At 72.2% G+C, this 26,818-nt stretch carries 23 protein-coding genes; 21 read left to right on the top strand and 2 right to left on the bottom strand.

Going from position 1 to position 26,818, the window contains the following annotated elements; all coding sequences use genetic code 11:
• The 12 genes from ACIRB4_RS13140 (at window position 1) to ACIRB4_RS13085 (ending at window position 14,963) form a co-directional block, all read left to right on the top strand.
• Window positions 1–1,287 carry a dihydroorotase gene (locus tag ACIRB4_RS13140; RefSeq protein ID WP_403290642.1) on the top strand — a complete coding sequence of 429 codons (1,287 nt, stop codon included), beginning with the start codon at window positions 1–3 and terminating at the stop codon, window positions 1,285–1,287.
• On the top strand, window positions 1,284–1,853 hold the full coding sequence (locus ACIRB4_RS13135; RefSeq protein ID WP_403290640.1) for a hypothetical protein: 570 nt from the start codon (window positions 1,284–1,286) through the stop codon (window positions 1,851–1,853). The genes ACIRB4_RS13140 and ACIRB4_RS13135 overlap by 4 nt, the downstream gene beginning before the upstream one ends.
• Entirely contained in the window at window positions 1,850–3,007 is a 1,158-nt protein-coding gene (gene carA / locus ACIRB4_RS13130; protein WP_403290637.1) for a glutamine-hydrolyzing carbamoyl-phosphate synthase small subunit, read from the top strand. The genes ACIRB4_RS13135 and carA overlap by 4 nt, the downstream gene beginning before the upstream one ends.
• Window positions 3,000–6,308 (top strand): carbamoyl-phosphate synthase large subunit, encoded by a 3,309-nt coding sequence (gene carB / locus ACIRB4_RS13125; RefSeq protein WP_403290634.1) that lies wholly within the window; start codon window positions 3,000–3,002, stop codon window positions 6,306–6,308. Before carA ends, carB begins: the two co-directional genes overlap by 8 nt.
• A 56-nt stretch (window positions 6,309–6,364) precedes the next feature.
• A complete protein-coding gene (locus ACIRB4_RS13120) occupies window positions 6,365–7,474 on the top strand; it encodes a quinone-dependent dihydroorotate dehydrogenase (protein ID WP_403290632.1) in 1,110 nt (369 codons plus the stop codon).
• Between the two features lie 71 nt (window positions 7,475–7,545).
• Complete coding sequence (gene pyrF / locus ACIRB4_RS13115) at window positions 7,546–8,379, top strand: orotidine-5'-phosphate decarboxylase (RefSeq protein WP_403291224.1); 834 nt, start codon at window positions 7,546–7,548, stop codon at window positions 8,377–8,379.
• Window positions 8,380–8,642: 263 nt separating this feature from the next.
• Window positions 8,643–8,966, top strand: a complete 324-nt coding sequence (locus tag ACIRB4_RS13110; RefSeq protein WP_026246651.1) for an integration host factor — start codon at window positions 8,643–8,645, stop codon at window positions 8,964–8,966.
• 50 nt (window positions 8,967–9,016) lie between these two features.
• On the top strand, window positions 9,017–9,580 hold the full coding sequence (gene gmk / locus ACIRB4_RS13105; protein WP_403290629.1) for a guanylate kinase: 564 nt from the start codon (window positions 9,017–9,019) through the stop codon (window positions 9,578–9,580).
• 70 nt (window positions 9,581–9,650) lie between these two features.
• Window positions 9,651–9,923, top strand: coding sequence for a DNA-directed RNA polymerase subunit omega (gene rpoZ, locus ACIRB4_RS13100; protein WP_005319902.1), 273 nt, complete (start codon window positions 9,651–9,653; stop codon window positions 9,921–9,923).
• A 105-nt stretch (window positions 9,924–10,028) separates the two neighbouring features.
• The gene (coaBC, locus tag ACIRB4_RS13095; protein WP_403290626.1) at window positions 10,029–11,243 is read left to right on the top strand and encodes a bifunctional phosphopantothenoylcysteine decarboxylase/phosphopantothenate--cysteine ligase CoaBC; all 1,215 of its coding nucleotides are present in this window, start codon (window positions 10,029–10,031) and stop codon (window positions 11,241–11,243) included.
• Window positions 11,244–11,507: 264 nt separating this feature from the next.
• A complete protein-coding gene (metK, locus tag ACIRB4_RS13090) occupies window positions 11,508–12,716 on the top strand; it encodes a methionine adenosyltransferase (RefSeq protein WP_403290623.1) in 1,209 nt (402 codons plus the stop codon).
• A gap of 93 nt (window positions 12,717–12,809) precedes the next feature.
• Window positions 12,810–14,963: a primosomal protein N' gene (locus tag ACIRB4_RS13085; RefSeq protein WP_403290621.1), complete on the top strand. Its 2,154-nt coding sequence runs from the start codon at window positions 12,810–12,812 to the stop codon at window positions 14,961–14,963.
• 82 nt (window positions 14,964–15,045) lie between these two features.
• Here ACIRB4_RS13085 and ACIRB4_RS13080 read toward each other — a convergent pair whose 3' ends face one another.
• Window positions 15,046–15,564: a hypothetical protein gene (locus ACIRB4_RS13080; protein WP_403290619.1), complete on the bottom strand. Its 519-nt coding sequence runs from the start codon at window positions 15,562–15,564 to the stop codon at window positions 15,046–15,048.
• 228 nt (window positions 15,565–15,792) lie between these two features.
• Here ACIRB4_RS13080 and fmt point away from each other — a divergent pair, with 228 nt between their 5' ends.
• The 6 genes from fmt to ACIRB4_RS13050 all read left to right on the top strand — a co-directional run bounded on the left by fmt (window position 15,793) and on the right by ACIRB4_RS13050 (window position 22,348).
• On the top strand, window positions 15,793–16,725 hold the full coding sequence (fmt, locus tag ACIRB4_RS13075) for a methionyl-tRNA formyltransferase (RefSeq protein WP_403290618.1): 933 nt from the start codon (window positions 15,793–15,795) through the stop codon (window positions 16,723–16,725).
• Between the two features lie 90 nt (window positions 16,726–16,815).
• Window positions 16,816–18,258: an RsmB/NOP family class I SAM-dependent RNA methyltransferase gene (locus tag ACIRB4_RS13070; RefSeq protein ID WP_403290617.1), complete on the top strand. Its 1,443-nt coding sequence runs from the start codon at window positions 16,816–16,818 to the stop codon at window positions 18,256–18,258.
• 204 nt (window positions 18,259–18,462) lie between these two features.
• The gene (gene rpe, locus ACIRB4_RS13065) at window positions 18,463–19,146 is read left to right on the top strand and encodes a ribulose-phosphate 3-epimerase (RefSeq protein ID WP_403290615.1); all 684 of its coding nucleotides are present in this window, start codon (window positions 18,463–18,465) and stop codon (window positions 19,144–19,146) included.
• A 182-nt stretch (window positions 19,147–19,328) separates the two neighbouring features.
• Window positions 19,329–20,318: a sugar-binding transcriptional regulator gene (locus ACIRB4_RS13060; RefSeq protein ID WP_403291222.1), complete on the top strand. Its 990-nt coding sequence runs from the start codon at window positions 19,329–19,331 to the stop codon at window positions 20,316–20,318.
• Window positions 20,319–20,468: 150 nt separating this feature from the next.
• Complete coding sequence (locus ACIRB4_RS13055) at window positions 20,469–20,801, top strand: barstar family protein (RefSeq protein ID WP_403290614.1); 333 nt, start codon at window positions 20,469–20,471, stop codon at window positions 20,799–20,801.
• Between the two features lie 104 nt (window positions 20,802–20,905).
• Complete coding sequence (locus ACIRB4_RS13050; protein WP_403290612.1) at window positions 20,906–22,348, top strand: GuaB1 family IMP dehydrogenase-related protein; 1,443 nt, start codon at window positions 20,906–20,908, stop codon at window positions 22,346–22,348.
• Between the two features lie 98 nt (window positions 22,349–22,446).
• Here ACIRB4_RS13050 and ACIRB4_RS13045 read toward each other — a convergent pair whose 3' ends face one another.
• Window positions 22,447–23,499 carry a GDSL-type esterase/lipase family protein gene (locus ACIRB4_RS13045; protein WP_403290610.1) on the bottom strand — a complete coding sequence of 351 codons (1,053 nt, stop codon included), beginning with the start codon at window positions 23,497–23,499 and terminating at the stop codon, window positions 22,447–22,449.
• A 288-nt stretch (window positions 23,500–23,787) separates the two neighbouring features.
• Here ACIRB4_RS13045 and ACIRB4_RS13040 point away from each other — a divergent pair, with 288 nt between their 5' ends.
• From ACIRB4_RS13040 to ACIRB4_RS13030, 3 genes are all read left to right on the top strand, one after another.
• Window positions 23,788–25,251: an amino acid permease gene (locus tag ACIRB4_RS13040; RefSeq protein ID WP_403290608.1), complete on the top strand. Its 1,464-nt coding sequence runs from the start codon at window positions 23,788–23,790 to the stop codon at window positions 25,249–25,251.
• Between the two features lie 10 nt (window positions 25,252–25,261).
• On the top strand, window positions 25,262–25,717 hold the full coding sequence (locus ACIRB4_RS13035) for an Lrp/AsnC family transcriptional regulator (protein WP_030204433.1): 456 nt from the start codon (window positions 25,262–25,264) through the stop codon (window positions 25,715–25,717).
• A 243-nt stretch (window positions 25,718–25,960) separates the two neighbouring features.
• The gene (locus tag ACIRB4_RS13030) at window positions 25,961–26,767 is read left to right on the top strand and encodes a carbon-nitrogen hydrolase family protein (protein ID WP_403290606.1); all 807 of its coding nucleotides are present in this window, start codon (window positions 25,961–25,963) and stop codon (window positions 26,765–26,767) included.
• Window positions 26,768–26,818 lie beyond the last annotated feature (51 nt).

Genomic DNA, 26,818 nt, shown 5'->3' with positions numbered 1-26,818 from the left:
ATGAGCAAGATCCTTATCCGAGGTGCCAAGGTGCTCGGCGGCGAGGCCCAGGACGTCCTCGTCGACGGCGAGACCATCGCCGCCGTGGGCACGGGCCTGTCGGCCGACGACGCCACCGTCGTCGAGGCGGAGGGCCGGATCCTGCTGCCCGGCCTGGTCGACCTCCACACCCATCTGCGCGAGCCCGGCCGCGAGGACTCCGAGACCGTGCTCACCGGCACCCGCGCCGCCGCCTCCGGCGGCTACACCGCCGTCTTCGCGATGGCCAACACCTTCCCCGTCGCCGACACCGCCGGCGTCGTCGAGCAGGTCTACCGACTCGGCAAGGAGTCCGGCTACTGCGACGTGCAGCCCATCGGCGCCGTCACCGTCGGCCTGGAGGGCAAGAAGCTCGCCGAGCTCGGCGCCATGCACGACTCCGCCGCAGGCGTCACCGTCTTCTCCGACGACGGCAAGTGCGTCGACGACGCCGTGATCATGCGCCGCGCCCTGGAGTACGTGAAGGCCTTCGGCGGAGTCGTCGCCCAGCACGCCCAGGAGCCCCGCCTCACCGAGGGCGCCCAGATGAACGAGGGCGTCGTCTCCGCCGAGCTCGGTCTCGGCGGCTGGCCGGCCGTCGCCGAGGAGTCGATCATCGCGCGCGACGTCCTGCTCGCCGAGCACGTCGGCTCCCGCGTCCACATCTGCCACCTCTCCACGGCCGGCTCGGTCGAGATCGTCCGCTGGGCCAAGTCCCGCGGCATCGACGTCACCGCCGAGGTCACCCCGCACCACCTGCTCCTGACCGACGAGCTGGTCCGCACCTACAACCCGGTCTACAAGGTCAACCCGCCGCTGCGCACCGAGCGCGACGTCCTCGCCCTGCGCGAGGCCCTGGCCGACGGCACGATCGACATCGTCGCCACCGACCACGCCCCCCACCCGCACGAGGACAAGGACTGCGAGTGGGCCGCGGCCGCCATGGGCATGGTGGGCCTGGAGACCGCGCTCTCCGTCGTCCAGCAGACGATGGTCGAGACCGGACTGCTCGACTGGGCCGGCGTCGCCGACCGGATGTCCTTCGCGCCCGCCCGGATCGGGCGGGCCGAGGGCCACGGCCGCCCCGTCTCGGCTGGTGAGCCCGCCAACCTGACCCTGGTCGATCCGGCATACCGTGGAGCCGTGGACCCCGCGGGCTTCGCCTCCCGCAGCCGCAACACCCCCTACGAGGGCCGCGAGCTGCCGGGACGCGTCACCCACACCTTCCTGCGGGGCCGGGCGACGCTCGTGGACGGGAAGCTGGCGTGACATCTCTGATCATCCTGGCCGCCGGGGAGAAATCGGCGGAGGTCACCAACTGGGCCGGACGCATCGGCTGGCTGGTCGGCCTGACCCTCTTCGTCGCCTTCGTCTACTGGCTGATGCGCCAGGGATGGAAGTGGCGCGGCAGCCTCCAGTCCGACCTGCCCGAGCTCCCGGGAGTGCCGGAGACGCCGGGCGAGGCGAAACTGACTCTGAGCGGGCGCTACCACGGGTCCACCACCGCCGGGCAGTGGCTCGACCGGATCGTCGCCCACGGTCTCGGCACCCGCAGCCGTGTCGAGCTCACGCTCACCGAGGCGGGGATCGAGGTCGTACGCCCCGGGGCGAACGACTTCCTCATCCCGGCCGACGCCCTGCGCGAGGCCCGCCTCGACAAGGGCATCGCCGGCAAGGTCCTCGCCGAGGGCGGGTTGCTCGTCGTCACCTGGACGCACGGCGACCGGCTGCTCGACTCCGGCTTCCGCTCCGACCGCGCGGCCGAGCACACCGCCTGGGTCGAGGCCATCAACTCCATGAACCACACACGCACGACGGAAGGCACCGCACGATGACGACCTCCAGCCAGGGGGCCCGCTCGCAGGGGCACAAGGCAGCTCCCGCCGTACTCGTCCTGGAGGACGGCCGCATCTTCCGCGGCCGCGCCTACGGGGCCGTGGGGGAGACCTTCGGCGAGGCCGTGTTCTCCACCGGCATGACCGGCTACCAGGAGACCCTCACCGACCCGTCGTACCACCGCCAGGTCGTCGTGATGACCGCCCCGCACGTCGGCAACACCGGCGTCAACGACGAGGACCCCGAGTCCAAGAAGATCTGGGTCGCCGGTTACGTCGTCCGAGACCCCGCCCGCGTCTCCTCCAACTGGCGCTCCCGCCGCTCGCTCGACGAGGAGCTGGAGAACCAGGGCGTCGTCGGCATCTCCGGCATCGACACCCGCGCCCTCACCCGCCACCTGCGCGAGCGCGGCGCCATGCGCGTCGGCATCTTCTCCGGCGACGCCGTGATGGACGACGCCGTCCTGCTCGCGAAGGTCCAGGAAGCCCCGCAGATGAAGGGCGCGAACCTCGCCGCCGAGGTCGCCACCCACGAGACGTACGTCGTCCCGGCCATCGGCGAGAAGAAGTTCACCGTCGCCGCCGTCGACCTCGGCATCAAGGGCATGACCCCGCACCGGATGGCCGAACGCGGCATCGAGGTGCACGTCCTGCCCGCCACCGCCACCGTCGAGGACGTGTACGCCGTCCGGCCCGACGGCGTGTTCTTCTCCAACGGCCCGGGCGACCCGGCCACCGCCGACGGCCCCGTCGCCGTCATGCAGGGCGTCCTGGAGCGCAAGACCCCGCTCTTCGGCATCTGCTTCGGCAACCAGATCCTCGGGCGCGCCCTCGGCTTCGGCACCTACAAGCTGAAGTACGGCCACCGCGGCATCAACCAGCCCGTGCAGGACCGTACGACCGGCAAGGTCGAGGTCACCGCGCACAACCACGGCTTCGCCGTCGACGCTCCGCTCGACAAGGTCTCGGACACCCCCTACGGGCGCGCCGAGGTCTCCCACGTATGCCTGAACGACCAGGTCGTCGAAGGCCTCCAGCTGCTCGACCAGCCGGCCTTCAGCGTCCAGTACCACCCCGAGGCGGCCGCGGGCCCGCACGACGCCGCGTACCTCTTCGACCGCTTCGTATCCCTGATGGAGGCCGAGCGTGCCTAAGCGCACCGATATCCAGTCCGTCCTGGTCATCGGCTCCGGCCCGATCGTCATCGGTCAGGCCGCCGAGTTCGACTACTCCGGCACCCAGGCCTGCCGCATCCTCAAGGCCGAGGGCCTGCGGGTGATCCTGGTCAACTCCAACCCGGCCACGATCATGACCGACCCGGAGATCGCCGACGCCACCTACGTCGAGCCGATCACCCCCGAGTTCGTCGAGAAGATCATCGCCAAGGAGCGCCCCGACGCCCTCCTGCCCACCCTCGGCGGCCAGACCGCGCTCAACACCGCGATCTCCATGCACGAGCAGGGCGTCCTGGAGAAGTACGGCGTCGAGCTCATCGGAGCCAACGTCGAGGCCATCCACAAGGGCGAGGACCGCGACCTCTTCAAGGGCGTCGTCGAGGCCGTCAAGGCCAAGATCGGTTACGGCGAGTCCGCCCGCTCGGTCATCTGCCACTCCATGGACGACGTCCTCAAGGGCGTCGAGACGCTCGGCGGCTACCCCGTCGTCGTCCGCCCCTCCTTCACCATGGGCGGCGCCGGCTCCGGCTTCGCCCACGACGAGGAGGAGCTGCGCCGCATCGCCGGCCAGGGCCTGACCCTCTCGCCGACCACCGAGGTGCTCCTGGAGGAGTCCATCCTCGGCTGGAAGGAGTACGAGCTGGAGCTGATGCGCGACAAGAACGACAACGTCGTGGTCGTCTGCTCCATCGAGAACTTCGACCCGATGGGCGTCCACACCGGTGACTCGATCACCGTCGCCCCGGCGATGACCCTCACCGACCGCGAGTACCAGCGGCTGCGCGACATCGGCATCGCGATCATCCGCGAGGTCGGCGTCGACACCGGCGGCTGCAACATCCAGTTCGCGGTCAACCCGGACGACGGCCGGATCATCGTCATCGAGATGAACCCGCGCGTCTCGCGCTCCTCCGCGCTCGCCTCCAAGGCGACCGGCTTCCCCATCGCGAAGATCGCGGCCCGTCTCGCCGTCGGCTACACGCTGGACGAGATCCCCAACGACATCACGGAGAAGACCCCGGCGTCCTTCGAGCCCACGCTCGACTACGTCGTCGTCAAGGCGCCGCGCTTCGCGTTCGAGAAGTTCCCCTCCGCCGACTCCACGCTGACCACGACCATGAAGTCGGTCGGCGAGGCCATGGCCATCGGCCGCAACTTCACCGAGGCGCTCCAGAAGGCCCTGCGCTCCCTGGAGAAGAAGGGCAGCCAGTTCACCTTCGTCGGCGAGCCCGGCGACAAGGACGAGCTGCTGCGGGAGGCCGCCCGCCCCACGGACGGCCGGATCAACACCGTCATGCAGGCCATCCGCGCCGGCGCCACCCCCGAGGAGGTCTTCGACGCCACGAAGATCGACCCCTGGTTCGTCGACCAGCTCTTCCTCATCAAGGAGATCGCCGACGAGCTGGCCGCCGCCGAGCGGCTCGACCCGGACCTGCTCGCCCACGCCAAGCGCCACGGCTTCTCCGACGTCCAGATCGCCGAGCTCCGCGGCCTGCGCGAGGACGTCGTCCGCGAGGTCAGGCACGCCCTCGGCGTCCGCCCGGTCTACAAGACCGTCGACACCTGCGCCGCCGAGTTCGCCGCCAAGACCCCGTACTTCTACTCCTCGTACGACGAGGAGAGCGAGGTCGCCCCGCGCGAGAAGCCCGCCGTGATCATCCTCGGCTCCGGCCCGAACCGCATCGGCCAGGGCATCGAGTTCGACTACTCCTGCGTCCACGCCTCCTTCGCGCTCAGCGACGCGGGCTACGAGACCGTGATGGTCAACTGCAACCCCGAGACCGTCTCGACCGACTACGACACCTCCGACCGCCTGTACTTCGAGCCGCTGACGCTCGAGGACGTGCTGGAGATCGTCCACGCCGAGTCGCTCGCCGGGCCCATCGCCGGCGTCGTCGTCCAGCTCGGCGGCCAGACCCCGCTGGGTCTCGCCCAGGCGCTCAAGGACAACGGCGTGCCGGTCGTCGGCACCTCCCCGGAGGCCATCCACGCCGCCGAGGACCGCGGCGCCTTCGGCCGCGTGCTCGCCGAGGCGGGCCTGCCGGCCCCCAAGCACGGCACCGCCACCACCTTCGCGGGCGCCAAGGCCATCGCCGACGAGATCGGCTACCCCGTCCTCGTACGCCCGTCGTACGTGCTCGGCGGCCGCGGCATGGAGATCGTGTACGACGAGGCCCGCCTCGAGACGTACATCGCCGAGTCCACCGAGATCAGCCCCACCCGGCCGGTCCTGGTCGACCGCTTCCTCGACGACGCCATCGAGATCGACGTCGACGCGCTCTACGACGGTCACGAGCTCTACCTCGGCGGCGTCATGGAGCACATCGAGGAGGCCGGCATCCACTCCGGCGACTCGGCCTGCGCCCTGCCCCCGATCACCCTCGGCGGCTTCGACATCAAGCGGCTGCGCGCCTCCACCGAGGGCATCGCCAAGGGCGTCGGCGTCCGCGGCCTGATCAACATCCAGTTCGCGCTCGCCGGCGACATCCTGTACGTCCTGGAGGCCAACCCGCGCGCCTCCCGGACCGTCCCCTTCACCTCGAAGGCGACCGCCGTGCCGCTGGCGAAGGCCGCCGCCCGCATCTCGCTGGGCGCCACCATCGCCGAACTGCGCGAGGAGGGCCTGCTGCCGAAGAACGGCGACGGCGGCACCCTGCCGCTCGACGCGCCGATCTCCGTCAAGGAGGCCGTGATGCCGTGGTCGCGCTTCCGCGACGTCCACGGCCGCGGGGTGGACACCGTCCTCGGCCCGGAGATGCGCTCCACCGGTGAGGTGATGGGCATCGACGCGGTCTTCGGCACGGCGTACGCCAAGTCGCAGGCCGGCGCCTACGGCCCGCTGCCCACCAAGGGCCGCGCGTTCATCTCCGTCGCCAACCGCGACAAGCGATCGATGATCTTCCCGGCCCGCGAACTCGTCGCCCACGGCTTCGAGCTGCTCGCCACCTCCGGCACGGCCGAGGTCCTCAAGCGCAACGGCATCAACGCCACCGTCGTGCGCAAGCAGTCCGAGGGCGAGGGCCCGGGCGGCGAGAAGACCATCGTCCGCCTCATCCACGAGGGCGAGGTCGACCTCATCGTCAACACCCCGTACGGCACCGGCGGCCGCCTCGACGGCTACGAGATCCGCACCGCGGCCGTCGCCCGTGGCGTCCCGTGCCTGACGACGGTCCAGGCGCTCGCCGCCGCCGTCCAGGGCATCGAGGCGCTCGGCCACGGCGGTGTGGGCGTCCGCTCGCTCCAGGAACACGCGGAACACCTGACCGCGGCCCGCGACTAGCAGCCCACAAGGGGGACACCGGAAACGGTGTCCCCCTCTTGCTGAGGACACCTCCCATGTACAAGTTCTTCTTCCACCTCGTCTTCAAGCGCATGGACCCCGAGGACGCCCACCACCTGGCCTTCCGCTGGATCCGCCTGGCCGCCCGCGTCCCCGTGCTGCGCACCTTCGTCGCCGCCGTCCTCGCTCCCCGCCACAAGGAGCTGCGCACCGAGGCCCTGGGCCTGCGCATGCACGGCCCCTTCGGCCTCGCCGCCGGCTTCGACAAGAACGCCGTCGCCATCGACGGCATGTCGATGCTCGGCTTCGACCACGTCGAGATCGGCACCGTCACCGGCGAGGCCCAGCCGGGCAACCCCAGGAAGCGGCTCTTCCGGCTGGTCCCCGACCGCGCCCTGATCAACCGCATGGGCTTCAACAACGACGGCTCCGCCGCCGTCGCCGCCCGCCTCCACGCGCGCGTACCGGTCTTCCGGACCGTCGTCGGCGTCAACATCGGCAAGACGAAGACCGTCCCCGAGGCCGAGGCCGCCGCCGACTACGTCAAGTCGACCGAGCGCCTCGCCGCGCACGCCGACTACCTCGTCGTGAACGTCTCCTCGCCCAACACCCCCGGCCTGCGCAACCTGCAGGCCACGGAGTCGCTGCGCCCGCTGCTCACGGCGGTACGGGAAGCGGCCGACCGCACGGTCACCGACCGGCGCGTCCCGCTCCTGGTCAAGATCGCCCCCGATCTCGCCGACGACGACATCGACGCCGTCGCCGACCTCGCCCTTGAGCTGGGCCTCGACGGCATCATCGCCACCAACACGACCATCGCCCGCGAGGGCCTGGGCCTGAAGTCCGACCCCGCGCTGATCAAGGAGACCGGCGGTCTGTCCGGCGCGCCCGTCAAGCAGCGGTCCCTGGAGGTCCTGCGCCGCCTCTACGCGCGCGTGGGCGACCGTCTGGTCCTGGTGGGCGTCGGCGGCATCGAGAACGCCCAGGACGCCTGGCAGCGGATCCTCGCCGGAGCCACGCTGATCCAGGGATACAGCGCCTTCATCTACGAGGGCCCGTTCTACGCCCGCGCGATCCACAAGGGCCTCGCCGCGCGCCTCGCGGCCTCCCCGTACGCCACCCTCGCCGAGGCCGTCGGCGCCGACACCCGAAAGGCCGCCTCGTGACCGCACTCCCGTCGCCCGACCACCGCCCCTCGACGACGCCCTCCGGGCGGCCCCGCGCGTTCGGTACCCGCCTGCGCACCGCCATGGACGAGCGCGGCCCCCTCTGCGTCGGCATCGACCCGCACGCCGCCCTGCTCTCGTCGTGGGGCCTGAGCGACGACGTCACGGGCCTGGAGCGGTTCTCCCGTACGGTCGTCGAGGCGCTGGCCGACCAGGTCGCCGTCTTCAAGCCGCAGGCCGCCTTCTTCGAGCGCTTCGGCTCCAAGGGGATCGCGGTCCTGGAGCGGACCGTGGCGGACGCCCGCGCCGCCGGGACCCTCGTCGTCATGGACGCCAAGCGCGGCGACATCGGCTCGACCATGGCCGCCTACGCCGAGACCTTCCTGCGCGCGGACGCCCCGCTCTTCTCGGACGCGCTGACCGTCTCCCCGTACCTGGGCTACGGCTCGCTGAAGCCGGCCGTCGACCTGGCCAGGGAGAGCGGTGCCGGCCTCTTCGTCCTGGCCCTCACCTCCAACCCGGAGGGCGCCGAGGTCCAGCGCGCGGTCCGCCCCGACGACCCGGCCGGTCGCACGATCGGCGCCACCATGCTGGCCCACCTCGCCGCGGAGAACGCGGGAGAGACCCCCATGGGCTCCTTCGGCGCGGTCGTCGGCGCCACCCTGGGCGACCTCTCCTCCTTCGATCTCGACATCAACGGCCCCCTGCTGGCCCCCGGCCTCGGCGCCCAGGGCGCGACCCCGGCCGACCTCCCGGCCGTCTTCGGCACGGCGGTCCGCAACGTCGTCCCGAACGTCAGCCGGGCCGTGCTGCGGCACGGGCCGGACGCCTCCGCGCTGCGTGCCTCGGCGCGGCGGTGGGCGGACGAAATCCGCGAGGCCGTCGCCGCGGCACCGCACATCTGACCAATCCGCAGGTCGGAGCCTTCTGGCCCGGAGACGCCGAACTTGGCCGAAAACCCGGTCGATATGCCGGAAAAGTCCTGGTCGGTCGATGCTGACCAGGACTTTTCCTCCGTTCTCGCTGACTGGAGAGGCATAGGCCGCTAGTCTCCGGGGCAGAGTCAGCGTTCAACGGAGGCTTGCGTTGATCGCTGCTCCACTGGTGTGGGGCGACAGGTTCCTCACCGGTCCGTATCCGACAGTTCGACATCCGAGGTGACGTAGGCGTGGCTCTTCCGCCCCTTACCCCCGAACAGCGCGCAGCCGCGCTCGAAAAGGCCGCCGCGGCTCGCCGGGAGCGGGCCGAGGTCAAGAATCGACTCAAGCACTCCGGCGCCTCCCTCCACGAGGTCATCAAGCAGGGCCAGGAGAACGACGTCATCGGGAAGATGAAGGTCTCCGCCCTGCTGGAGTCGCTGCCGGGCGTGGGCAAGGTCCGCGCCAAGCAGATCATGGAGCGGCTCGGCATCTCCGAAAGCCGCCGGGTGCGTGGTCTCGGTTCCAACCAGATCGCTTCCCTGGAGCGCGAGTTCGGCAGCACCGGCGCCTGAGCCGGGGACCGCCGTCCCTGGCATACCCGTAAAGCTGGAATAATCGCTGCATGGCAGCAGAGGTTCGTCCGCGACTGACCGTGCTCTCCGGCCCCTCAGGGGTCGGCAAGAGCACGGTCGTCGCTCATATGCGCAAGGTCCACCCCGAGGTATGGCTCTCGGTGTCGGCCACGACACGAAAGCCGCGGCCCGGCGAGAAGCACGGCGTCCAGTACTTCTTCGTCACGGACGACGAGTTCGACAAGCTGGTCGCCAACGGTGAGCTCCTCGAGTGGGCCGAGTTCGCGGGCAACCGCTACGGCACCCCCCGGCGCGCGGTCCTGGACCGGCTGGAGGCGGGCGAGCCCGTCCTCCTGGAGATCGACCTCCAGGGCGCCCGGCAGGTCAAGGAGTCGATGCCCGACTCCCAGCTGGTCTTCCTGGCCCCGCCGAGCTGGGAGGAGCTGGTCCGCCGGCTCACCGGCCGCGGCACCGAGTCGCCCGAGGTCATCGAGCGGCGCCTCCAGGCCGCCAAGATCGAACTGGCCGCCGAGCGGGAGTTCGACACCACCCTGGTCAACACCTCCGTCGAGGACGTGGCGCGTGAGCTGCTAGCCTTGATGAACGTTGTCTGATCTATTCCTGATCACCTGGATCTGATCATCCCGATCAGCTCACCCAGAAGTTTCTTCGGAAGGCTAGAGCGTGTCCTCTTCCATCACCGCGCCCGAGGGCATCATCAACCCGCCGATCGACGAGCTGCTCGAGGCCACCGACTCGAAGTACAGCCTCGTGATCTACGCGGCCAAGCGAGCGCGTCAGATCAACGCGTACTACTCGCAGCTCGGCGAGGGCCTGCTCGAGTACGTCGGTCCGCTGGTGGACACCCACGTCCACGAGAAGCCGCTCTCGATCGCCCTGCGTGAGATCAACGCGGGTCTGCTGACCTCCGAGGCCATCGAGGGCCCGGCGCAGTAAGCACGTATCCGAGCGCGTGACGCTCGTCACCACAGGCCCGGCGGAACATCCGCCGGGCCTGTGGTGTCTCATGGAGTCGTACGCATCCGAGTGCGGGGAGCAGCAGTGGCAGAGCCGAAGGTCGTCCTGGGGGTGAGCGGCGGCATCGCCGCCTACAAGGCGTGCGAGCTGCTCCGGCGGCTGACCGAGTCCGGTCATGACGTACGGGTCGTCCCGACCGACTCCGCCCTCCACTTCGTCGGCGCGGCCACCTGGTCCGCGCTCTCCGGCCACCCCGTCTCCACCGAGGTGTGGGAGTCCGTCCACGAGGTCCCGCACGTACGGATCGGGCAGGCCGCCGATCTCGTCGTCGTGGCCCCCGCCACCGCCGACATGCTGGCCAAGGCCGCCCACGGCCTCGCCGACGACCTGCTCACGAACACGCTGCTCACCGCCCGCTGCCCGGTCGTCTTCGCCCCGGCGATGCACACCGAGATGTGGGAGCACCCCGCCACCCAGGAGAACGTGGCCACGCTGCGCCGCCGCGGCGCCGTCGTCATCGAACCCGCCGTCGGCCGGCTGACCGGCGTCGACACCGGCAAGGGGCGGCTGCCCGAGGCCGCCGAGATCTTCGAGGTCTGCCGGAGGGTCCTGGCCCGCGGCACCGCCGCGCCCGACCTCGCCGGCCGCCATGTCGTCGTCAGCGCCGGCGGCACGCGCGAGCCCCTCGACCCCGTCCGCTACCTGGGCAACCGCTCCTCCGGCAAGCAGGGCTACGCCCTCGCCAAGGCCGCCGCCGCCCGCGGCGCCCGGGTCACCCTCGTCGAGGCCAACACCGGCATCCCCGACCCGGCGGGCGTCGACGTCGTGCACGTCGGCACCGCCGTCCAGCTGCGCGAGGCGGTCCTCAAGGCCGCCGCCGACGCCGACGCGGTCGTGATGGCCGCCGCGGTCGCCGACTTCCGCCCGGCGGTCTACGCCACCGGCAAGATCAAGAAGGCGGACGACGGCGGCGCCCCGACCGTCGAGCTCGTCCGCAACCCCGACATCCTCGCCGAGATCTCCGCCGACCGCGCCGTACCGGGCCAGGTCGTCGTCGGATTCGCCGCCGAGACCGACGACGTCCTCGCCCACGGCCGCGAGAAGCTGCGCCGCAAGGGCTGCGACCTGCTGGTGGTCAACGAGGTGGGGGAGCGCAAGACCTTCGGCTCCGAGGAGAACGAGGCCGTGGTGCTCGCGGCCGACGGCGCCGAGACGCCCGTACCGTACGGGCCGAAGGAAGCCCTCGCCGAGACGGTCTGGGACCTCGTCGCACCGCGACTGCGGTCCGTGTCCGGGTAGGATTCCGGAAATCCCCGGTCCGCCCGGACATCACCGCGATGGCGGAGCGAAACTCCGCGAAAGCGGGCCACTCGGGCGCACCGGAGCGGTGTTCCCGCTGGTTGAGGGCCGATTTTCTCGTATGATCCGGCTCCCACCTTGCGAGACACCCGGTCCCATGCGGGACCATGACCGATAGACTGGTCGCGGAACGTCGCGGGGCGCAGCCCCCTGCCGGTCCGCACATGCATTGAGCCAGCAGCCGCTGCAACCACAGGGAGCGTTGTGTCCCGTCGTCTCTTCACCTCGGAGTCCGTGACCGAGGGTCACCCCGACAAGATCGCTGACCAGATCAGCGACACCATTCTCGACGCGCTCCTCCGGGAGGACCCCACCTCCCGCGTCGCCGTCGAGACGCTGATCACCACCGGTCTCGTACACGTCGCCGGCGAGGTGACCACGAAGGCGTGGGCCGACATCCCCACCCTGGTGCGGAACAAGATCCTCGAGATCGGGTACGACTCCTCGAAGAAGGGCTTCGACGGCGCCTCCTGCGGCGTCTCGGTCTCCATCGGGTCGCAGTCCCCGGACATCGCACAGGGCGTCGACACGGCGTACGAGAACCGCGTCGAGGGCGATGACGACGAGCTGGACAAGCAGGGCGCCGGCGACCAGGGCCTGATGTTCGGCTACGCCACGGACGAGACCCCCGAGCTGATGCCGCTCCCGATCCACGTCGCGCACCGGCTCTCCCGGCGCCTGACCGAGGTCCGCAAGAACGGGACCATCCCGTACCTGCGTCCCGACGGCAAGACCCAGGTCACCATCGAGTACGACGGCGACAAGGCCGTCCGTCTCGACACCGTCGTGGTCTCCTCGCAGCACGCCTCGGACATCGACCTCGAGTCGCTGCTCGCGCCCGACATCCGCGAGTTCGTCGTCGAGCACGTCCTCAAGCAGCTCCTGGACGACGGCATCAAGCTGGACACCGACGGCTACCGCCTCCTGGTCAACCCGACCGGACGCTTCGAGATCGGCGGCCCGATGGGCGACGCCGGCCTCACCGGCCGCAAGATCATCATCGACACCTACGGCGGCATGGCCCGCCACGGCGGCGGCGCCTTCTCCGGCAAGGACCCGTCCAAGGTCGACCGCTCGGCCGCCTACGCCATGCGCTGGGTCGCCAAGAACGTCGTGGCCGCCGGCCTCGCCTCGCGCTGCGAGGTCCAGGTCGCCTACGCCATCGGCAAGGCGGAGCCCGTCGGCCTCTTCGTCGAGACCTTCGGCACCCACACCGTCGAGCCCGAGAAGATCGAGCACGCCATCGGCGAGGTCTTCGACCTCCGCCCGGCCGCGATCATCCGCGACCTCGACCTGCTGCGCCCGATCTACTCCCAGACGGCGGCCTACGGCCACTTCGGCCGCGAGCTCCCCGACTTCACCTGGGAGCGCACCGACCGCGTCGACGCCCTGCGCGAGGCCGCGGGTCTCTGAGCGACCCCAGCACTGCCAGGAAGCCCGGCACCCCTCGGGGGAGCCGGGCTTCCGCATGTCCCGCTGTCGGTGCGGTCTGGTAGGTATGTGGCTGTGAGCAGCGAGAACGAGAAGCCCGACGAGGCGGCCGGTGAGCCGCCCGAGCAGCTCGCGCTCATCCGGGAGACCGTGCGCAAGGCGAAGGTGCCACGGGCCAAGCCGCGGACCTGGCGGGGCGCCGCACTGGCCAAGGAGCTGCCCGTGGCACGGGTGGTGGTCAACAAGGGAGTGCTGCACCTCGACCAGTTCTTCGACTACGCCGTGCCGGAGGAGCTGGACGCCGTCGCACAGCCGGGCGTGCGGGTGCGCGTGCGGTTCGGGGCCGGGGCGCACCAGGTCCGGGACGGGCGGCGCGAGGGAGGGCGGCTGATCGACGGGTTCCTCGTCGAGCGGCGGGCCGAGTCGGACTACAAGGGAGCCCTCGCCGCGCTCGCCGACGTCGTCTCGCCCGAGCCGGTCCTGAGCGCCGAGCTGCTCGCCCTGGCCCGCGCGGTCGCCGACCGGTACGCCGGGAGCCTGGCGGACGTCCTCCAGCTGGCGGTCCCGCCGCGCAGCGCCCGGGCGGAGGGCAAGGCCTCGCCGGAACCGCTGCCGCCGCCGGAGGCGCCGGAGCCCGGCACCTGGGGGCGGTACGAACGGGGACCGGCGTTCCTGGAGTCCCTCGCCCGGGGCGGGGCGCCCCGCGCGGTCTGGAACGCGCTGCCGGGGCCGCACTGGGCGGACGAGCTGGCCCGGGCCGTGTGCGCCACGCTCGCCTCCGGGCGCGGCGCCCTCGTCGTCGTGCCCGACGGCCGGGCGGCGAGCCGGGTCGACGAGGCGCTGGGCCGGGTGCTCGGCGAGGGACGGCACGCGGTGCTGACGGCGGAGACCGGCCCGGAGAAGCGGTACGCCCAGTGGCTCGCGGTACGGCGGGGCTCGGTGCGGGCGGTGGTGGGCACCCGGGCCGCGATGTTCGCTCCGGTACGCGACCTGGGCCTGGTGGTCATCTGGGACGACGGCGACGGCAGCCACAGCGAGCCGCACGCCCCCCAGCCCCACGCGCGGGACGTCCTGCTGCTGCGCGCCGCGCACGACCGGTGCGGCTTCCTCCTGGGCAGTACGAGCTGCACGGTCGAGGCCGCCCAGCTCGTGGAGTCCGGCTGGGCCCAGCCGCTGCTGGCCCGCCGGGACCAGGTCAGGGCCGCCGCCCCGCTCGTACGGACCGTGGGCGACACCGACCTCGCCCGCGACGAGGCCGCGCGCGCCGCCCGCCTGCCCTCACTGGCCTGGCAGACGGTACGCGAGGGGTTGAAGACCGGCCCGGTCCTCGTCCAGGTCCCGCGCCGGGGCTATGTGCCGAGGCTGGCGTGCGAGCGGTGCCGGACCCCGGCGCGCTGCAGGCACTGCGCCGGACCTCTGGAGGCGCCCGAACAGCGGGAGTTGACCTGCGGCTGGTGCGGGCGTGGCGCCGCAGACTGGCACTGCGTGGAGTGCGGTTCCACCCGGCTGCGCGCCCAGGTGGTGGGAGCGCGGCGGACGGCGGAGGAGCTCGGCCGGGCGTTCCCCGCCGTGCCGGTACGCACATCGGGCCGCGACCACGTCCTGGACCGTGTGCCGGGGAGGCCCGCGCTCGTCGTGTCCACGCCCGGGGCCGAGCCCGTCGCGGACGGCGGGTACGCGGCCGCGCTGCTCCTGGACGGCTGGGCCATGCTCGGCCGGCCCGATCTGCGGGCGGGCGAGGAGGCCCTGCGGCGCTGGATCGACGCCGCCTCGCTCGTACGGGGGCAGGGGGCGGACGGGACGGGCGGCGTCGTCGTCGTGGTGGCCGAGCCGACGCTGCGGCCGGTGCAGGCGCTCGTGCGGTGGGACCCCGTGGGCCACGCGCAGCGGGAGCTGGCGGAGCGGGCGGAGCTGGGCTTTCCGCCGGTGTCCCGGATGGCGGCGGTCTCGGGGCCGCCGGAGGCCGTCCAGGCCTTCCTGGCGGCCGCCGAACTGCCCGGGGACGCCGAGATCCTGGGCCCGGTGCCCCTGCCGGTCGCCCGGGCGGGCGGTCCGCGCCGTCCGGGCGACCCGCCACCGGGGGAGCAGTGGGAACGCGCGCTGATCCGCGTCCCGCCGGGCAACGGGGCGGCGCTCGCTGCCGCGCTGAAGAAGGCGCGGGCGGCCCGTCTGGCCCGGGGCGGCGGCGACCCGGTGCGGGTACGCGTGGATCCACCGGACATCGGCTGAACCGGCGATCGGTCGGAGCCCCGGACGCGGCTCGGCCGCCCGGCCCCGGGGCGGGGCTGGGCGGCCGGAGGAGCGGGGAGCGTCAGCCGTTGCGCGGGCCCGGAAGGGCCGACGGGCGGGGGTCCTCGCGGAGGGAGGCGGTGGCGGGCGTGGGCTGCGGGGGCATCGTGCGGGCCGACGGGACCACCGGGATCGTCCGGGTCGGGCCCGGCTCCGGCGCCCGGTCCTGCTCCACGACGCCCGCCTGCTGGGGCGCGCGCCGGGCGCCGTAACGGCGGTGGACGGCCTGTTTCGTGACCCCGAGCGCCGAGCCCACCGCGTCCCACGAGAAACCGAGCGAGCGGTCGAAGTCGACCGCCGCCGTCACCAGGGTCTCGACGCTGTCCCGCAGCTCCTGGGCGAGCCGGACGGTCGGGGCGGGCGCCCGTCCGTAGACGACGAAGCCCGTCGACGGGCCGGAGCGGCGCGGGCGGTAGACATTGCCCAACTGGGCCGTGAGCGTGCGCAGTGCGTCCACCTGCCGCCGGACCCGCTCGATGTCCCGCACCAACAGATGCAGACTTGCCCGGGCTTGGGCGTCGTGGGTTGCGTGGTCGGCCATGTGAAAGCCTCTCGAACCGGCGTGGAATAGGGGCGGGCCACGACGAGGGGGCGGCCCGTTTCGGTCAATCTCTCTTGACCAACGCGTCACCCGTGCTCGGGGTCACGCTGCGGGGGCGTACACGCATATGCGTGGGGCGCTCGTCCTCACGTACGCCCCCTCCTGTCCCGGCCCCTAGACTGGGGCGCTGCCCGCCAACAGCCCCGACAGACAGGCAGTCAGCCCCCGATGAAGCTCGTCTTCGCAGGCACCCCCGAGGTCGCCGTACCCGCCCTGGACGCCCTGCTCGCCTCCGGGCGGCACGAGGTGGCCGCCGTCGTCACCCGCCCGGACGCCCCCGCCGGGCGTGGCCGGCGCCTGGTCGCCAGCCCGGTCGCCCAGCGCGCGGAGGAGGCCGGTATCGAGGTGCTCAAGCCGGCGAAGCCACGGGACGAGGAGTTCCTCGCACGGCTGCGCGAGATCGCCCCGGACTGCTGCCCGGTGGTGGCCTACGGCGCCCTCCTGCCCCGCGTCGCCCTGGACATCCCGGCGCACGGCTGGGTCAACCTGCACTTCTCGCTGCTTCCGGCCTGGCGTGGCGCCGCGCCCGTACAGCACGCGGTGATGGCCGGGGACGAGGTGACGGGCGCGTCGACCTTCCAGATCGAGGAGGGGCTCGACTCCGGCCCCGTCTACGGCGTCATCACCGAGGACGTCCGGCCGACCGACACCAGCGGCGATCTGCTCACCCGGCTCGCCTTCGCGGGCGCCGGGCTGCTCGCCGCGACGATGGACGGCATCGAGGACGGCACGCTGAAGGCCGTTCCCCAGCCCGCAGAGGGCGTCACCCTCGCGCCCAAGCTCCAGGTCGAGGACGCGCGCGTGGACTTCACCGCCCCCGCGCTCCGCGTGGACCGCGTCGTGCGCGCCTGCACCCCGGCCCCCGGCGCCTGGACCGTCTTCCGGGGCGAGCGCCTCAAGCTGATCCAGGCGCACCCGGTCCCCGACCGCACCGACCTCGCCCCCGGCGAGCTCGCGGCCGGCAAGAACAACGTGTTCGTCGGCACCGGCTCGTACGCCGTCGAACTGGTCTGGGTCCAGCCCCAGGGCAAGAAGCCGATGAAGGCCGCCGACTGGGCGCGCGGGGTGCGGATCGCCCACGGGGAGAGGGTCGGCGCGTAGCGACGCCGGCCGAGGGGGGCGGTGGGTGGCTCGGCGGGGCGGACGTAGGCTGAGGGGGTTGGACCTCTCACTTCGTCAGCGGAGCACCTTTTGAGCGAGCAGGCACGTCGCCGTCCCTCCAAGCCGTACCGGCGCCCCAAGAAGGATCCCGTCCGGATCCTGGCCTTCGAGGCGCTCAGGGCCGTCGACGAGCGCGACGCGTACGCGAACCTCGTGCTGCCGCCGCTGCTGAAGAAGGCGCGGGAGAAGGAGGGGCCCGAGAAGTTCGAGGCCAGGGACGCGGCGCTGGCCACCGAGCTGGTCTACGGGACGCTGCGGCGGCAGGGGACGTACGACGCGATCGTCGCCGCGTGCATCGACCGGCCGCTGCGCGAGGTCGACCCGCCGGTCCTCGACGTGATCCTGCTCGGGGCGCATCAGCTGCTCGGTACGCGCATCCCCACCCACGCCGCCGTCTCGGCGACCGTGGAACTGGCGCGGGTCGTGCTCGGGGACGGCCGGGCCAAGTTCGTGAACGCCGTTCTGCGGAAGATCTCGCAGGACGACTTCGACACCTGGGTGGAGCGGGTCGCCCCGCCGTACGAGAAGGACGCCGAGGAGCACCTCGCGGTCGTCCACTCGCACCCCCGCTGGGTGGTCTCCGCGCTGTGGGACGCGCTCGGCGGCGGGCGGGCCGGCATCGAGGACCTGCTGGAGGCCGACAACGAGCGGCCCGAGGTCACGCTGGTGGCCCGGCCGGGCCGGTCCACGGCCCGTGAGCTGGTCGAGGTCCTGGGCGAGGACTCGGTGCTGCCGGGCCGCTGGTCGCCGTATGCCGTACGGCTGGCCGAGGGCGGCGAGCCCGGCGCCATCGAGGCGGTCCGCGAGGGACGGGCGGGCGTCCAGGACGAGGGCAGCCAGTTGGTCGCCATCGCGCTCGCCCAGGCGCCCCTGGAGGGCCGCGACGAGCGCTGGCTCGACGGGTGCGCCGGACCCGGCGGCAAGGCCGCGCTGCTCGGCGCACTCGCGGCGGAGCGCGGCGCCGCGCTGCTCGCCTCCGAGAAGCAGCCGCACCGCGCCCGCCTCGTCGAGCGCGCGCTGGCCGGGAACCCCGGCCCGTACCAGGTCATCGCCGCCGACGGCACCCGCCCGCCGTGGCGCCCCGGATCCTTCGACCGCGTCCTGATGGACGTTCCCTGCTCGGGTCTCGGCGCCCTGCGCCGCCGCCCCGAGGCCCGCTGGCGCCGCCGCCCGGCCGACCTCGACGGCTTCGCCCCGCTCCAGCGCGGGCTGCTGCGCGAGGCGCTGCAGGCCGTCCGCGTCGGCGGGGTCGTCGGCTACGCGACCTGCTCGCCGCACCTCGCCGAGACCCGCGTCGTCGTCGAGGACGTCCTCAAGGGGCGGGGCGGCCCGGCGGTCGAAGCCGAGTGGATCGACGCCCGCCCCCTCATGCCGGACGTCCCCGCCCTCGGCGACGGCCCGGACGTCCAGCTCTGGCCGCACCTCCACGGCACCGACGCGATGTATCTGGCGCTTCTGCGCCGCACGGCCTGACGGAGGGCGCGCCTCCGGAGGCGGCGGCCGCCACGGGGACCGCTTCCGGAGGCGGTCCCCGTGGCGGCGAAAAGCCGGGTATGCCTGGCCTGTGGCGGTCTCGGGGACCGCGATCGGTGCCGAAGTCGGACCGATGTGGGACCGAACCCGGTCCGAAACCGGTCCGCGGCAAAGAACCGCCCAAGAACATGGCAGGCTTGGCACATGGCGCAGATCAATCCCAGCATCCTGTCCGCGGACTTCGCTCGCCTCGCCGAGGAGGCGAAGGCCGTCGAGGGCGCCGACTGGCTCCACGTCGACGTGATGGACAACCACTTCGTGCCCAACCTGACCCTCGGCGTGCCGATCGTCGAGTCCCTCAGCCGGGCCACGGACACGCCGCTGGACTGCCACCTCATGATCGAGGACCCCGACCGCTGGGCCCCGCAGTACGTGGAGGCCGGCGCCGGCTCCGTCACCTTCCACGTGGAGGCGGCGGCCGCGCCCGTCCGGCTGGCGCGGGAGATCCGGGCCAAGGGCGCGCGGGCGTCGATGGCGCTGAAGCCGGCGACGCCCATCGAGCCCTACGAGGACCTGCTCCCCGAGCTCGACATGCTGCTGATCATGACGGTCGAGCCCGGCTTCGGCGGCCAGGCCTTCCTCGACATCATGCTGCCCAAGATCCGGCGCACCCGTGAGCTGATCTCCAAGCACGGCCTGGAGCTGTGGCTCCAGGTCGACGGCGGTGTCGCGGAGTCGACGATCGAGCGCTGCGCCGAGGCCGGAGCCGACGTCTTCGTGGCCGGTTCCGCCGTCTACGGCGCGAGCGACCCGGCCGGGGCCGTGCGCGCCCTGCGGGCCAAGGCCGACGCCGCGACCGCGAACGCGGCGTGGGCGTGTGGCCACTGAGCCTCCGGGAGATGAACGCGGCCCGAAGGCGGGCCGACAGGACTGATCAAGGACCGTGGGATCTGACAGGATGAACCGCGAGTCCAGAGTGTGAACAGCAGTGACGTGAGCAGCGGTACGTGAACAGCAGCAGTGAGGAGATCGCGGTGGCGGGTATCTCGGCGGGACGGTCAGCCCTGCGGATGGGACCCGCGGAGCTGGTGCAGGCGGCGGCCATGGCCCGCCGCTTCTATCTCGAAGGCAAGTCCAAGATCCAGATCGCCGAGGAGTTCGGCGTGAGCCGCTTCAAGGTGGCCCGGGTCCTGGAGACCGCCCTCGAACGCGACCTCGTACGCATCGAGATCCGCGTACCCGCCGAGCTGGACGCCGAGCGCTCCGACGCGCTCCGCGCCCGCTTCGGGCTCCGCCACGCCGTCGTCGTCGAGTCCCCCGCGGAGGGCGAGGACGAATCGCCCGACCCGGAGAACCTCGGCGAGGTCGCGGCCGATCTGCTCGGCGAGCTGGTCAACGAGGGCGACGTCCTGGGCCTGGCCTGGGGCCGCTCGACCATCCACATGGCCGCCGCGCTCGACCGGCTGCCGCCGTGTACGGTCGTCCAGCTCACCGGGGTGTACGACGCCGGGACCGCCGAGCGCGGCTCGGTGGAGGCGGTACGCCGTGCCGCCCAGGTCTCCGGCGGCGAGGCACACCCCATCTACGCCCCGATGCTCCTCCCGGACCCGGCCACGGCGGCCGCGCTCCGCAACCAGACCGGGATCGCCCGCGCCTTCGACTACTTCGACAAGGTCACGGTCGCCTGTGTGTCCATCGGCTCCTGGGAGCCGGGCATCTCCACCGTGCACGACATGCTCACGGACGAGGAGCGGGCCCACTACGCCTCCCTCGGCGTCGCCGCCGAGATGTCCGCGCACCTCTTCGACGCCGAGGGCCGCCGGGTCGGGCGGGACCTGGGCGAGCGCTGCATCACGGTCGAGGCCGACCGGCTGCGCCGGATCCCCGAGGTCGTGGCCATCGCGGGCGGGCAGCGCAAGGCGGCGGCGATCGGCGCGGTCCTGCGGTCGGGTCTCGTCACCAGCCTCGTGACGGACCGCGCCGCGGCGGACTACCTCCTCACCGAGGCGGCCCCCGGCACCCGCCCGGCCCTGGACCGCGCGGACCCGGACGGCGTCTGACCGGGACGGCGTCCGACCGGGACGGTGTCCGACCCGGCGGCACGGCTTCCGGACCGGGACGACGGCCGCTCCGGACCCGGACCGCGTCCGCGCCGAGGTCCCCGGCCGTACCCCGACGACCCTACGAGACCATCCGGGAGGTCGTGCCCGATGAAGCCCGCCGACGCGTTCCCCGGCGCCCTCGTCCTCGATCTGCGCGGCGCCATGGACAAGGCCGCCTTCATGGACCGCTGCGCGTCCGCCCTCCGGCTGCCCGGCTGGTTCGGGCGGAACTGGGACGCCCTCGCCGACTGCCTCTCCGATCTCCCCGAACCCCTCACCGTGGTCGTCACCGGCTGGCAGGCCTACGCCGCGGCCCACCCCTGCGAGTGGGAGACCGCCCAGGAGGTCTTCGCCGCTGCGGTCGACACCCGCCCCTCCGGCCTCGCCGTCCTCCTCGCGCTCGGAGGATCCGACAAGAGCGATGCCGCAAGCCTCGGATGAATCGCCCGGGTCTGGTATCCGTACCGGCGTGGGACAATGAACTACGTGCTTTTTCCCCTGGCTGAAATGCCTAGGGGCCACTCCGATCGACTGGGATTCAGCACGTGCGTTTCCTCAATGACGTCAAGCCGCCGTACGACCTGACGTACGACGATGTGTTCATGGTGCCGAGCCGCTCGGCCGTCGGCTCCCGCCAGGCCGTGGACCTCACCTCGCCGGACGGCTCCGGTACGACGATCCCGCTGGTCGTCGCGAACATGACCGCGATCGCCGGCCGCCGCATGGCCGAGACCGTCGCCCGCCGCGGCGGGCTCGTCGTCATCCCCCAGGACATTCCGATCGAGGTCGTCACCGACGTCATCTCCTGGGTCAAGAGCCGCCACCACGTACTCGACACCCCCATCGTCCTGGCTCCGCACCAGACCGTCGCCGACGCCCTGTCGCTGCTGCCCAAGCGGGCGCACGACGCCGGTGTCGTCGTCGACGAGGACGGCCGTCCGGTCGGTGTCGTCACCGACGCCGACCTGTCGGGAGTGGACCGCTTCACGCAGCTGTCCGAGGTCATGTCGAAGGACCTGCTGCTCCTCGACGCCGACATCGAGCCGCGCGACGCGTTCAACACGCTCGACCACGCCAACCGCCGCTACGCCCCGGCCGTCGACAAGGACGGACGCCTGGCCGGCATCCTCACCCGCAAGGGCGCCCTGCGCGCCACCCTGTACACCCCGGCCACCGACGCCGACGGCAAGCTGCGCATCGCCGCCGCCGTCGGCATCAACGGCGATGTGGCGGGCAAGGCCAAGCAGCTCCTCGACGCCGGTGTGGACACCCTCGTCGTCGACACCGCGCACGGCCACCAGGAGTCGATGATCGCCGCGATCAAGGCCGTCCGCGGTCTCGACCCGCACGTCCCGATCGTCGCCGGCAACATCGTCGCCGCCGAGGGCGTCCGCGACCTCATCGAGGCCGGCGCGGACATCATCAAGGTCGGTGTCGGCCCCGGCGCGATGTGCACCACCCGCATGATGACCGGTGTGGGTCGCCCGCAGTTCTCCGCCGTCCTGGAGTGCGCCGCCGAGGCGAAGAAGTACGGCAAGCACGTCTGGGCCGACGGCGGTGTCCGCCACCCGCGTGACGTCGCCATGGCGCTCGCCGCCGGCGCGTCCAACGTGATGATCGGCTCCTGGTTCGCCGGGACGTACGAGTCCCCGGGCGACCTCCACCAGGACGCCCAGGGCCGGTACTACAAGGAGTCCTTCGGCATGGCGTCCGCCCGCGCCGTGCGCAACCGTACGAGCGAGGAGTCGGCCTACGACCGCGCCCGCAAGGCGCTGTTCGAGGAGGGCATCTCCACCTCCCGGATGTTCATCGACCCGGCCCGCCCGGGCGTCGAGGACCTGATCGACTCGATCATCGCGGGCGTCCGCTCCTCCTGCACCTACGCCGGTGCGGGCTCGCTCGCCGAGTTCGAGGAGAAGGCCGTCGTCGGCATCCAGAGCGCCGCCGGTTACGCCGAGGGCAAGCCGCTGCACGCCAGCTGGAGCTGAACACCGTAACCAAGAGGGCCCCCGGGACACGTGTCCCGGGGGCCCTCTGTCGTGTCCGGAAAGCCTCGCCGTTCCCGTACGGGCGCCAGGGGACGGCGTCAGGCGGTGCGACCGGCGGACCGGCCCACGAAGCCGGCCTCCCGCAGCGCCCCCGCCACCGCCGCCGCCAGCCGGGCGTGGCCGCGGTCGTCGGGGTGGAGGCCGTCGGGGAGGTCCTCCGGGGCGAGCAGCGGCAGCCCGCTCAGCAGCGCCAGCCGGGGGTCCCCGGCCGAGACGAGGTCGCGGACCGCCTCCTCCATCGCGGTACGGAGCTCCGCCAGCGTGGCTCCCAGCGCGTTGGGCGTCGTCTCGGCCGCCGGGCGCAGAACGGGGGAGAGGACCAGCAGCGGTGTGTCCGGGTGCCCTCGGCGCACCAGCGCGACGAACGCCCGCGTCGTCTCGTAGAGGAGCGGGGCCGAACTCGGCACGGCTCCCCAGCAGTTGGTGCCGAAGGCCAGGGTGACGAGCTCGCCCGGCAGGGTCGCGAGCTGCTCGGCGAGGGACAGCTCGCCGCGCGCTCCGCCCGCGAACCCGAGGTTGACCGTGTCGAGACCGAGCATCCGTCCCGCCGTCGCCGGCCAGGAGTGGGCCGGCCTGGTCGACCACCAGCCCTCGGTGATCGAATCGCCGTGCACCAGCCAGCGCGGTCGCCGCGGGGCGGGCGCAAGCGCGCCGTCGAGCGCTCGCAGGCCCAGGACGACCGGCCCCCGGCTGTCGGGCGGGTGGACGGCGAACGAGCCGCCGCCCGGCGGCAGGGGCAGGCGGACCGTCGCCTCCTCGGCCGGGTCCGTCATGACCTCGCTCACGCACCGCCCGTGCTGCCACAGCGCGAAGCAGTGCGGCAGGGACCCGGGCAGGGCCGCGCGGTAGCGCAGGTCGACCGCGCGCGTGCCCGGCGTGGCCGTGAACTCGATCCGCACCCCGATCGGCAGGGCCGCCCGCTCGGCGATGTCCCAGGGCAGCCGGTCGAGGTCGGCGGGATCGGCGCGTACCGCACGCCCCCCGTCGAGCCACGCCGTACCGCGCAGAAAGGGTTCCGGATCGAGCCAGGGCGCCGCCGTCTCCTCCGATCGGGGCGGGGCCGAGGGCTCGCGCAGGGGGTCGTCCGGCATGAGAAGTCCATGCCACGCCGTAGGCGCTTCACACCCCCGATGTGTCGATTCATGCGGTGAGGCGCAATGTTTCCCCGTCCGTGCCCCAACAGCGCAATGATCAACCATAGGTGCGCAACAACCCTGCATTACGGACGCGAAGCGTGAAGGCTTAGGCTCAAGCCTCGTACCAGGAGTGGCGGCGACCGCCTGCTCGGCGGTCCCCCATCCCTCGCGGGTTCCTTCCCCCAGCTCGCGTGCCGCCGCGGTCGTCGCGTCCCGACAGGCAGCGATCAAGGAGCCCCCGCAGTGCTGGATCAAGGCACAGCCCCCCCGGCCACCGAGCCGACCGTCCCCAAGAGCTCGGTGCTCTCCGCCCTCACCCGACGCAAGCCGGTGGAACAGCTGGTCGCGGAGGGTGGACAGGGTGAGGGCGGCAGTCTTCGCCGCACGCTCTCGATGTGGCAGCTGACCATGATCAGCATCGGTGCCACGCTCGGTACCGGCATCTTCGTCGTGCTCGGCGAGGCCGTTCCGCTGGCCGGCCCCGCCGTCACCGTCGCCTTCGTCTTCGCGGGCCTCACGGCGCTCTTCTCCGCCCTCTCGTACGCGGAGCTGGCCGGCACGATCCCCGTCGCCGGATCCTCCTACTCGTATGCGTACGCAACGATGGGTGAAGTCGTCGCCTGGATCTGCGGCTGGTGTCTGCTCCTGGAGTACGGCGTCTCCGTCGCCGCCGTGGCCGTCGGCTGGGGTGACTACCTCAACGAGCTCCTCGACGGCACCCTCGGCGTGACCCTGCCCACGGTGCTCACCGCGCCCCCCGGCGACGGCGGCATCTTCAACCTGCCCGCCCTGATCGTCGTGATGCTGGCGATGATCTTCCTCCTGGGCGGCGCCAAGGAGTCCGCCCGCGCCAACACGATCATGGTGTTCGTCAAGATCGCCTCGCTCGCGCTGTTCTGCGCGGTCGGCTTCATGGGCTTCACGTCCGGCAACTACGCGGACTTCATGCCGCTGGGCGTCGGGAGCATCGGCGCCGCCGGCGCCATCCTCTTCTTCTCGTACATCGGCTTCGACGCCGCCTCCACCGCGGGCGAGGAGGCCAAGAACCCCAAGCGCGACCTGCCCCGGGCGATCATGCTCTCCCTGGTGATCGTCACCGCGCTGTACGTGCTCGTCGCCGCGGTCGCCGTCGGCGCCTGGGACTGGAAGAAGTTCGCCGGCACCGACGCCACTCTCGCCGCGATCATGAACGATGTCACCGGACAGAGCTTCTGGGGCACCCTGCTCGCGGCCGGCGCGGTGATCTCCATCGCCAGCGTCGTCCTCACCGTGCTCTACGGCCAGACCCGCATCCTCTTCGCGATGTCCCGCGACCGCCTGGTGCCCAAGGTCTTCGGCAAGGTGAACCCGAAGACCGGCACCCCCCGCGCCAACACCGTGATCGTCTCGCTCTTCTGCGGCATCCTCGCCGCGGCCGTCCCGCTCGGCGAGCTGGTGAACGCGACCAGCATCGGCACGCTCTTCGCCTTCGCCCTGGTCAACATCGCCGTCGTGGTGCTCCGCTACCGCCGCCCCGACATGGACCGCTCCTTCAAGGTGCCCTTCGGTCCGCTCTTCCCCGTGCTGGGCTTCGTCTTCTGCGGATACAGCATGTACAGCCTCGACCTGATCACCTGGGCGTACTTCGGTGCGTGGATGGCGGTCGGCCTCGTGTTCTACTTCCTGTACGGCATGCGCCGCTCCCGACTGGCCTCCGCAGAGAAGTGATCCACCCGTAGTGCGACTCAACGACCTCGACGAACGCATCGTCCACGCCCTCGCGGAGGATGCCCGTCGCTCCTACGCCGACATCGGCTCGCTCGTCGGACTCTCCGCGCCCGCCGTCAAGCGGCGCGTGGACCGGCTCCGCGCCGAGGGCGCCATCACCGGCTTCACCGTACGGGTGGACCCGGCGGCGCTCGGCTGGGAGACCGAGGGGTTCGTCGAGATCTACTGCCGTCACAACACCTCCCCGAACGACATCCGGCGAGGTCTGGAGCGGTATCCCGAGGTGGTGTCCGCGTCGACCGTCACCGGTGACGCGGACGCGGTCGTCCAGGTCTTCGCGTCCGACATGCGTCACTTCGAGCGCGTCCTGGAGCGGATCGCGGGCGAGCCGTTCGTGGAGCGCACCAAGTCCGTGCTGGTGCTCTCGCCGCTCCTGCGGCGCTTCTCCTCCGGCTCGCCGGCGTAGGGCCTCCCGTTCGGTTCAGGTGGGGCGGCGCGGGCCCATGGCCCGCACCTCCCCACCTTTCGCTTCGTCACGCCCCCGGCACGGCGCCGCCGGGACGGAGCCGCGCAACGAATCGCCGTGGCGCCCGGCGATCGCGCAACGGTTCGACGGTTGGTCCGCAACGGTCGCGCCTTGTCCGCGGCCGGTGCGGAACCGTACGGTTTTGACGTCTTCCTTCCACCCTTTTTCACGCGAGGTCTGCCGATGCCGCCGCTGCGCACCGCCCTGCTCCAGAGCTCCGGACAGCCCGGTGACGTAGCCGCCAATCTCGCCGTCCTCGACGCGGCCGCCGCCCGCGCCGCGGCCACCGGCGCCCGCCTCCTGATCGCCCCCGAGCTCTTCCTCACCGGGTACGCGATCGGCGAGGACGTCCCCCGGCTCGCCGAGCCCGCCGACGGCCCCTCCGCGCAGGCGATCGCCGCGCTCGCCGTCCGCCACGGCCTGGCCATCGCGTACGGCTACCCGGAGCGCGACACCGAGCGGCACGGGGTCCTGTACAACAGCGCCCAGGTCATCGGCGCCGACGGCAGCCGCCTGGCGAACTACCGGAAGACCCACCTCTTCGGCTGCTTCGAGCAGAAGTGGTTCACCCCCGGCGAGGACACCGTCACACAGGCGGAGCTCGACGGCGTCCGGCTCGGCATCATGATCTGCTACGACGTGGAGTTCCCGGAGAACGTCCGCTCGCACGCCCTGGCCGGCACCGACCTCCTCGTCGTCCCGACCGCGCAGATGCACCCCTTCCAGTTCGTCGCCGAGTCCGTCGTCCCGGTGCGCGCCTTCGAGAACCAGATGTACGTGGCGTACGTGAACCGGACGGGCCCCGAGGGCGAGTTCGAGTTCGTCGGCCTCTCCACGCTCGCCGGCCCCGACGGCACCGCCCGGGCCCGCGCCGGCCGGGGCGAGGACCTGGTGGTCGGCGACGTCGACCCCGACTTCCTGGCGGCCTCCCGCGAGAACAACCCGTACCTCCGCGACCGCCGCCCCGGCCTCTACGGCTCCCTCGTCTGAGCCGTCCCCCTCACCGCCCCTCCCCAGTCTTTTCCGTGCAAGGAGTCCGTA

This window comes from Streptomyces sp. NPDC093600, from assembly GCF_044764755.1.
Lineage (GTDB): Bacteria > Actinomycetota > Actinomycetes > Streptomycetales > Streptomycetaceae > Streptomyces.
Note: the sequence above shows the minus strand (reverse complement) of the source record. Positions and strands in the feature narration are given on the sequence as shown.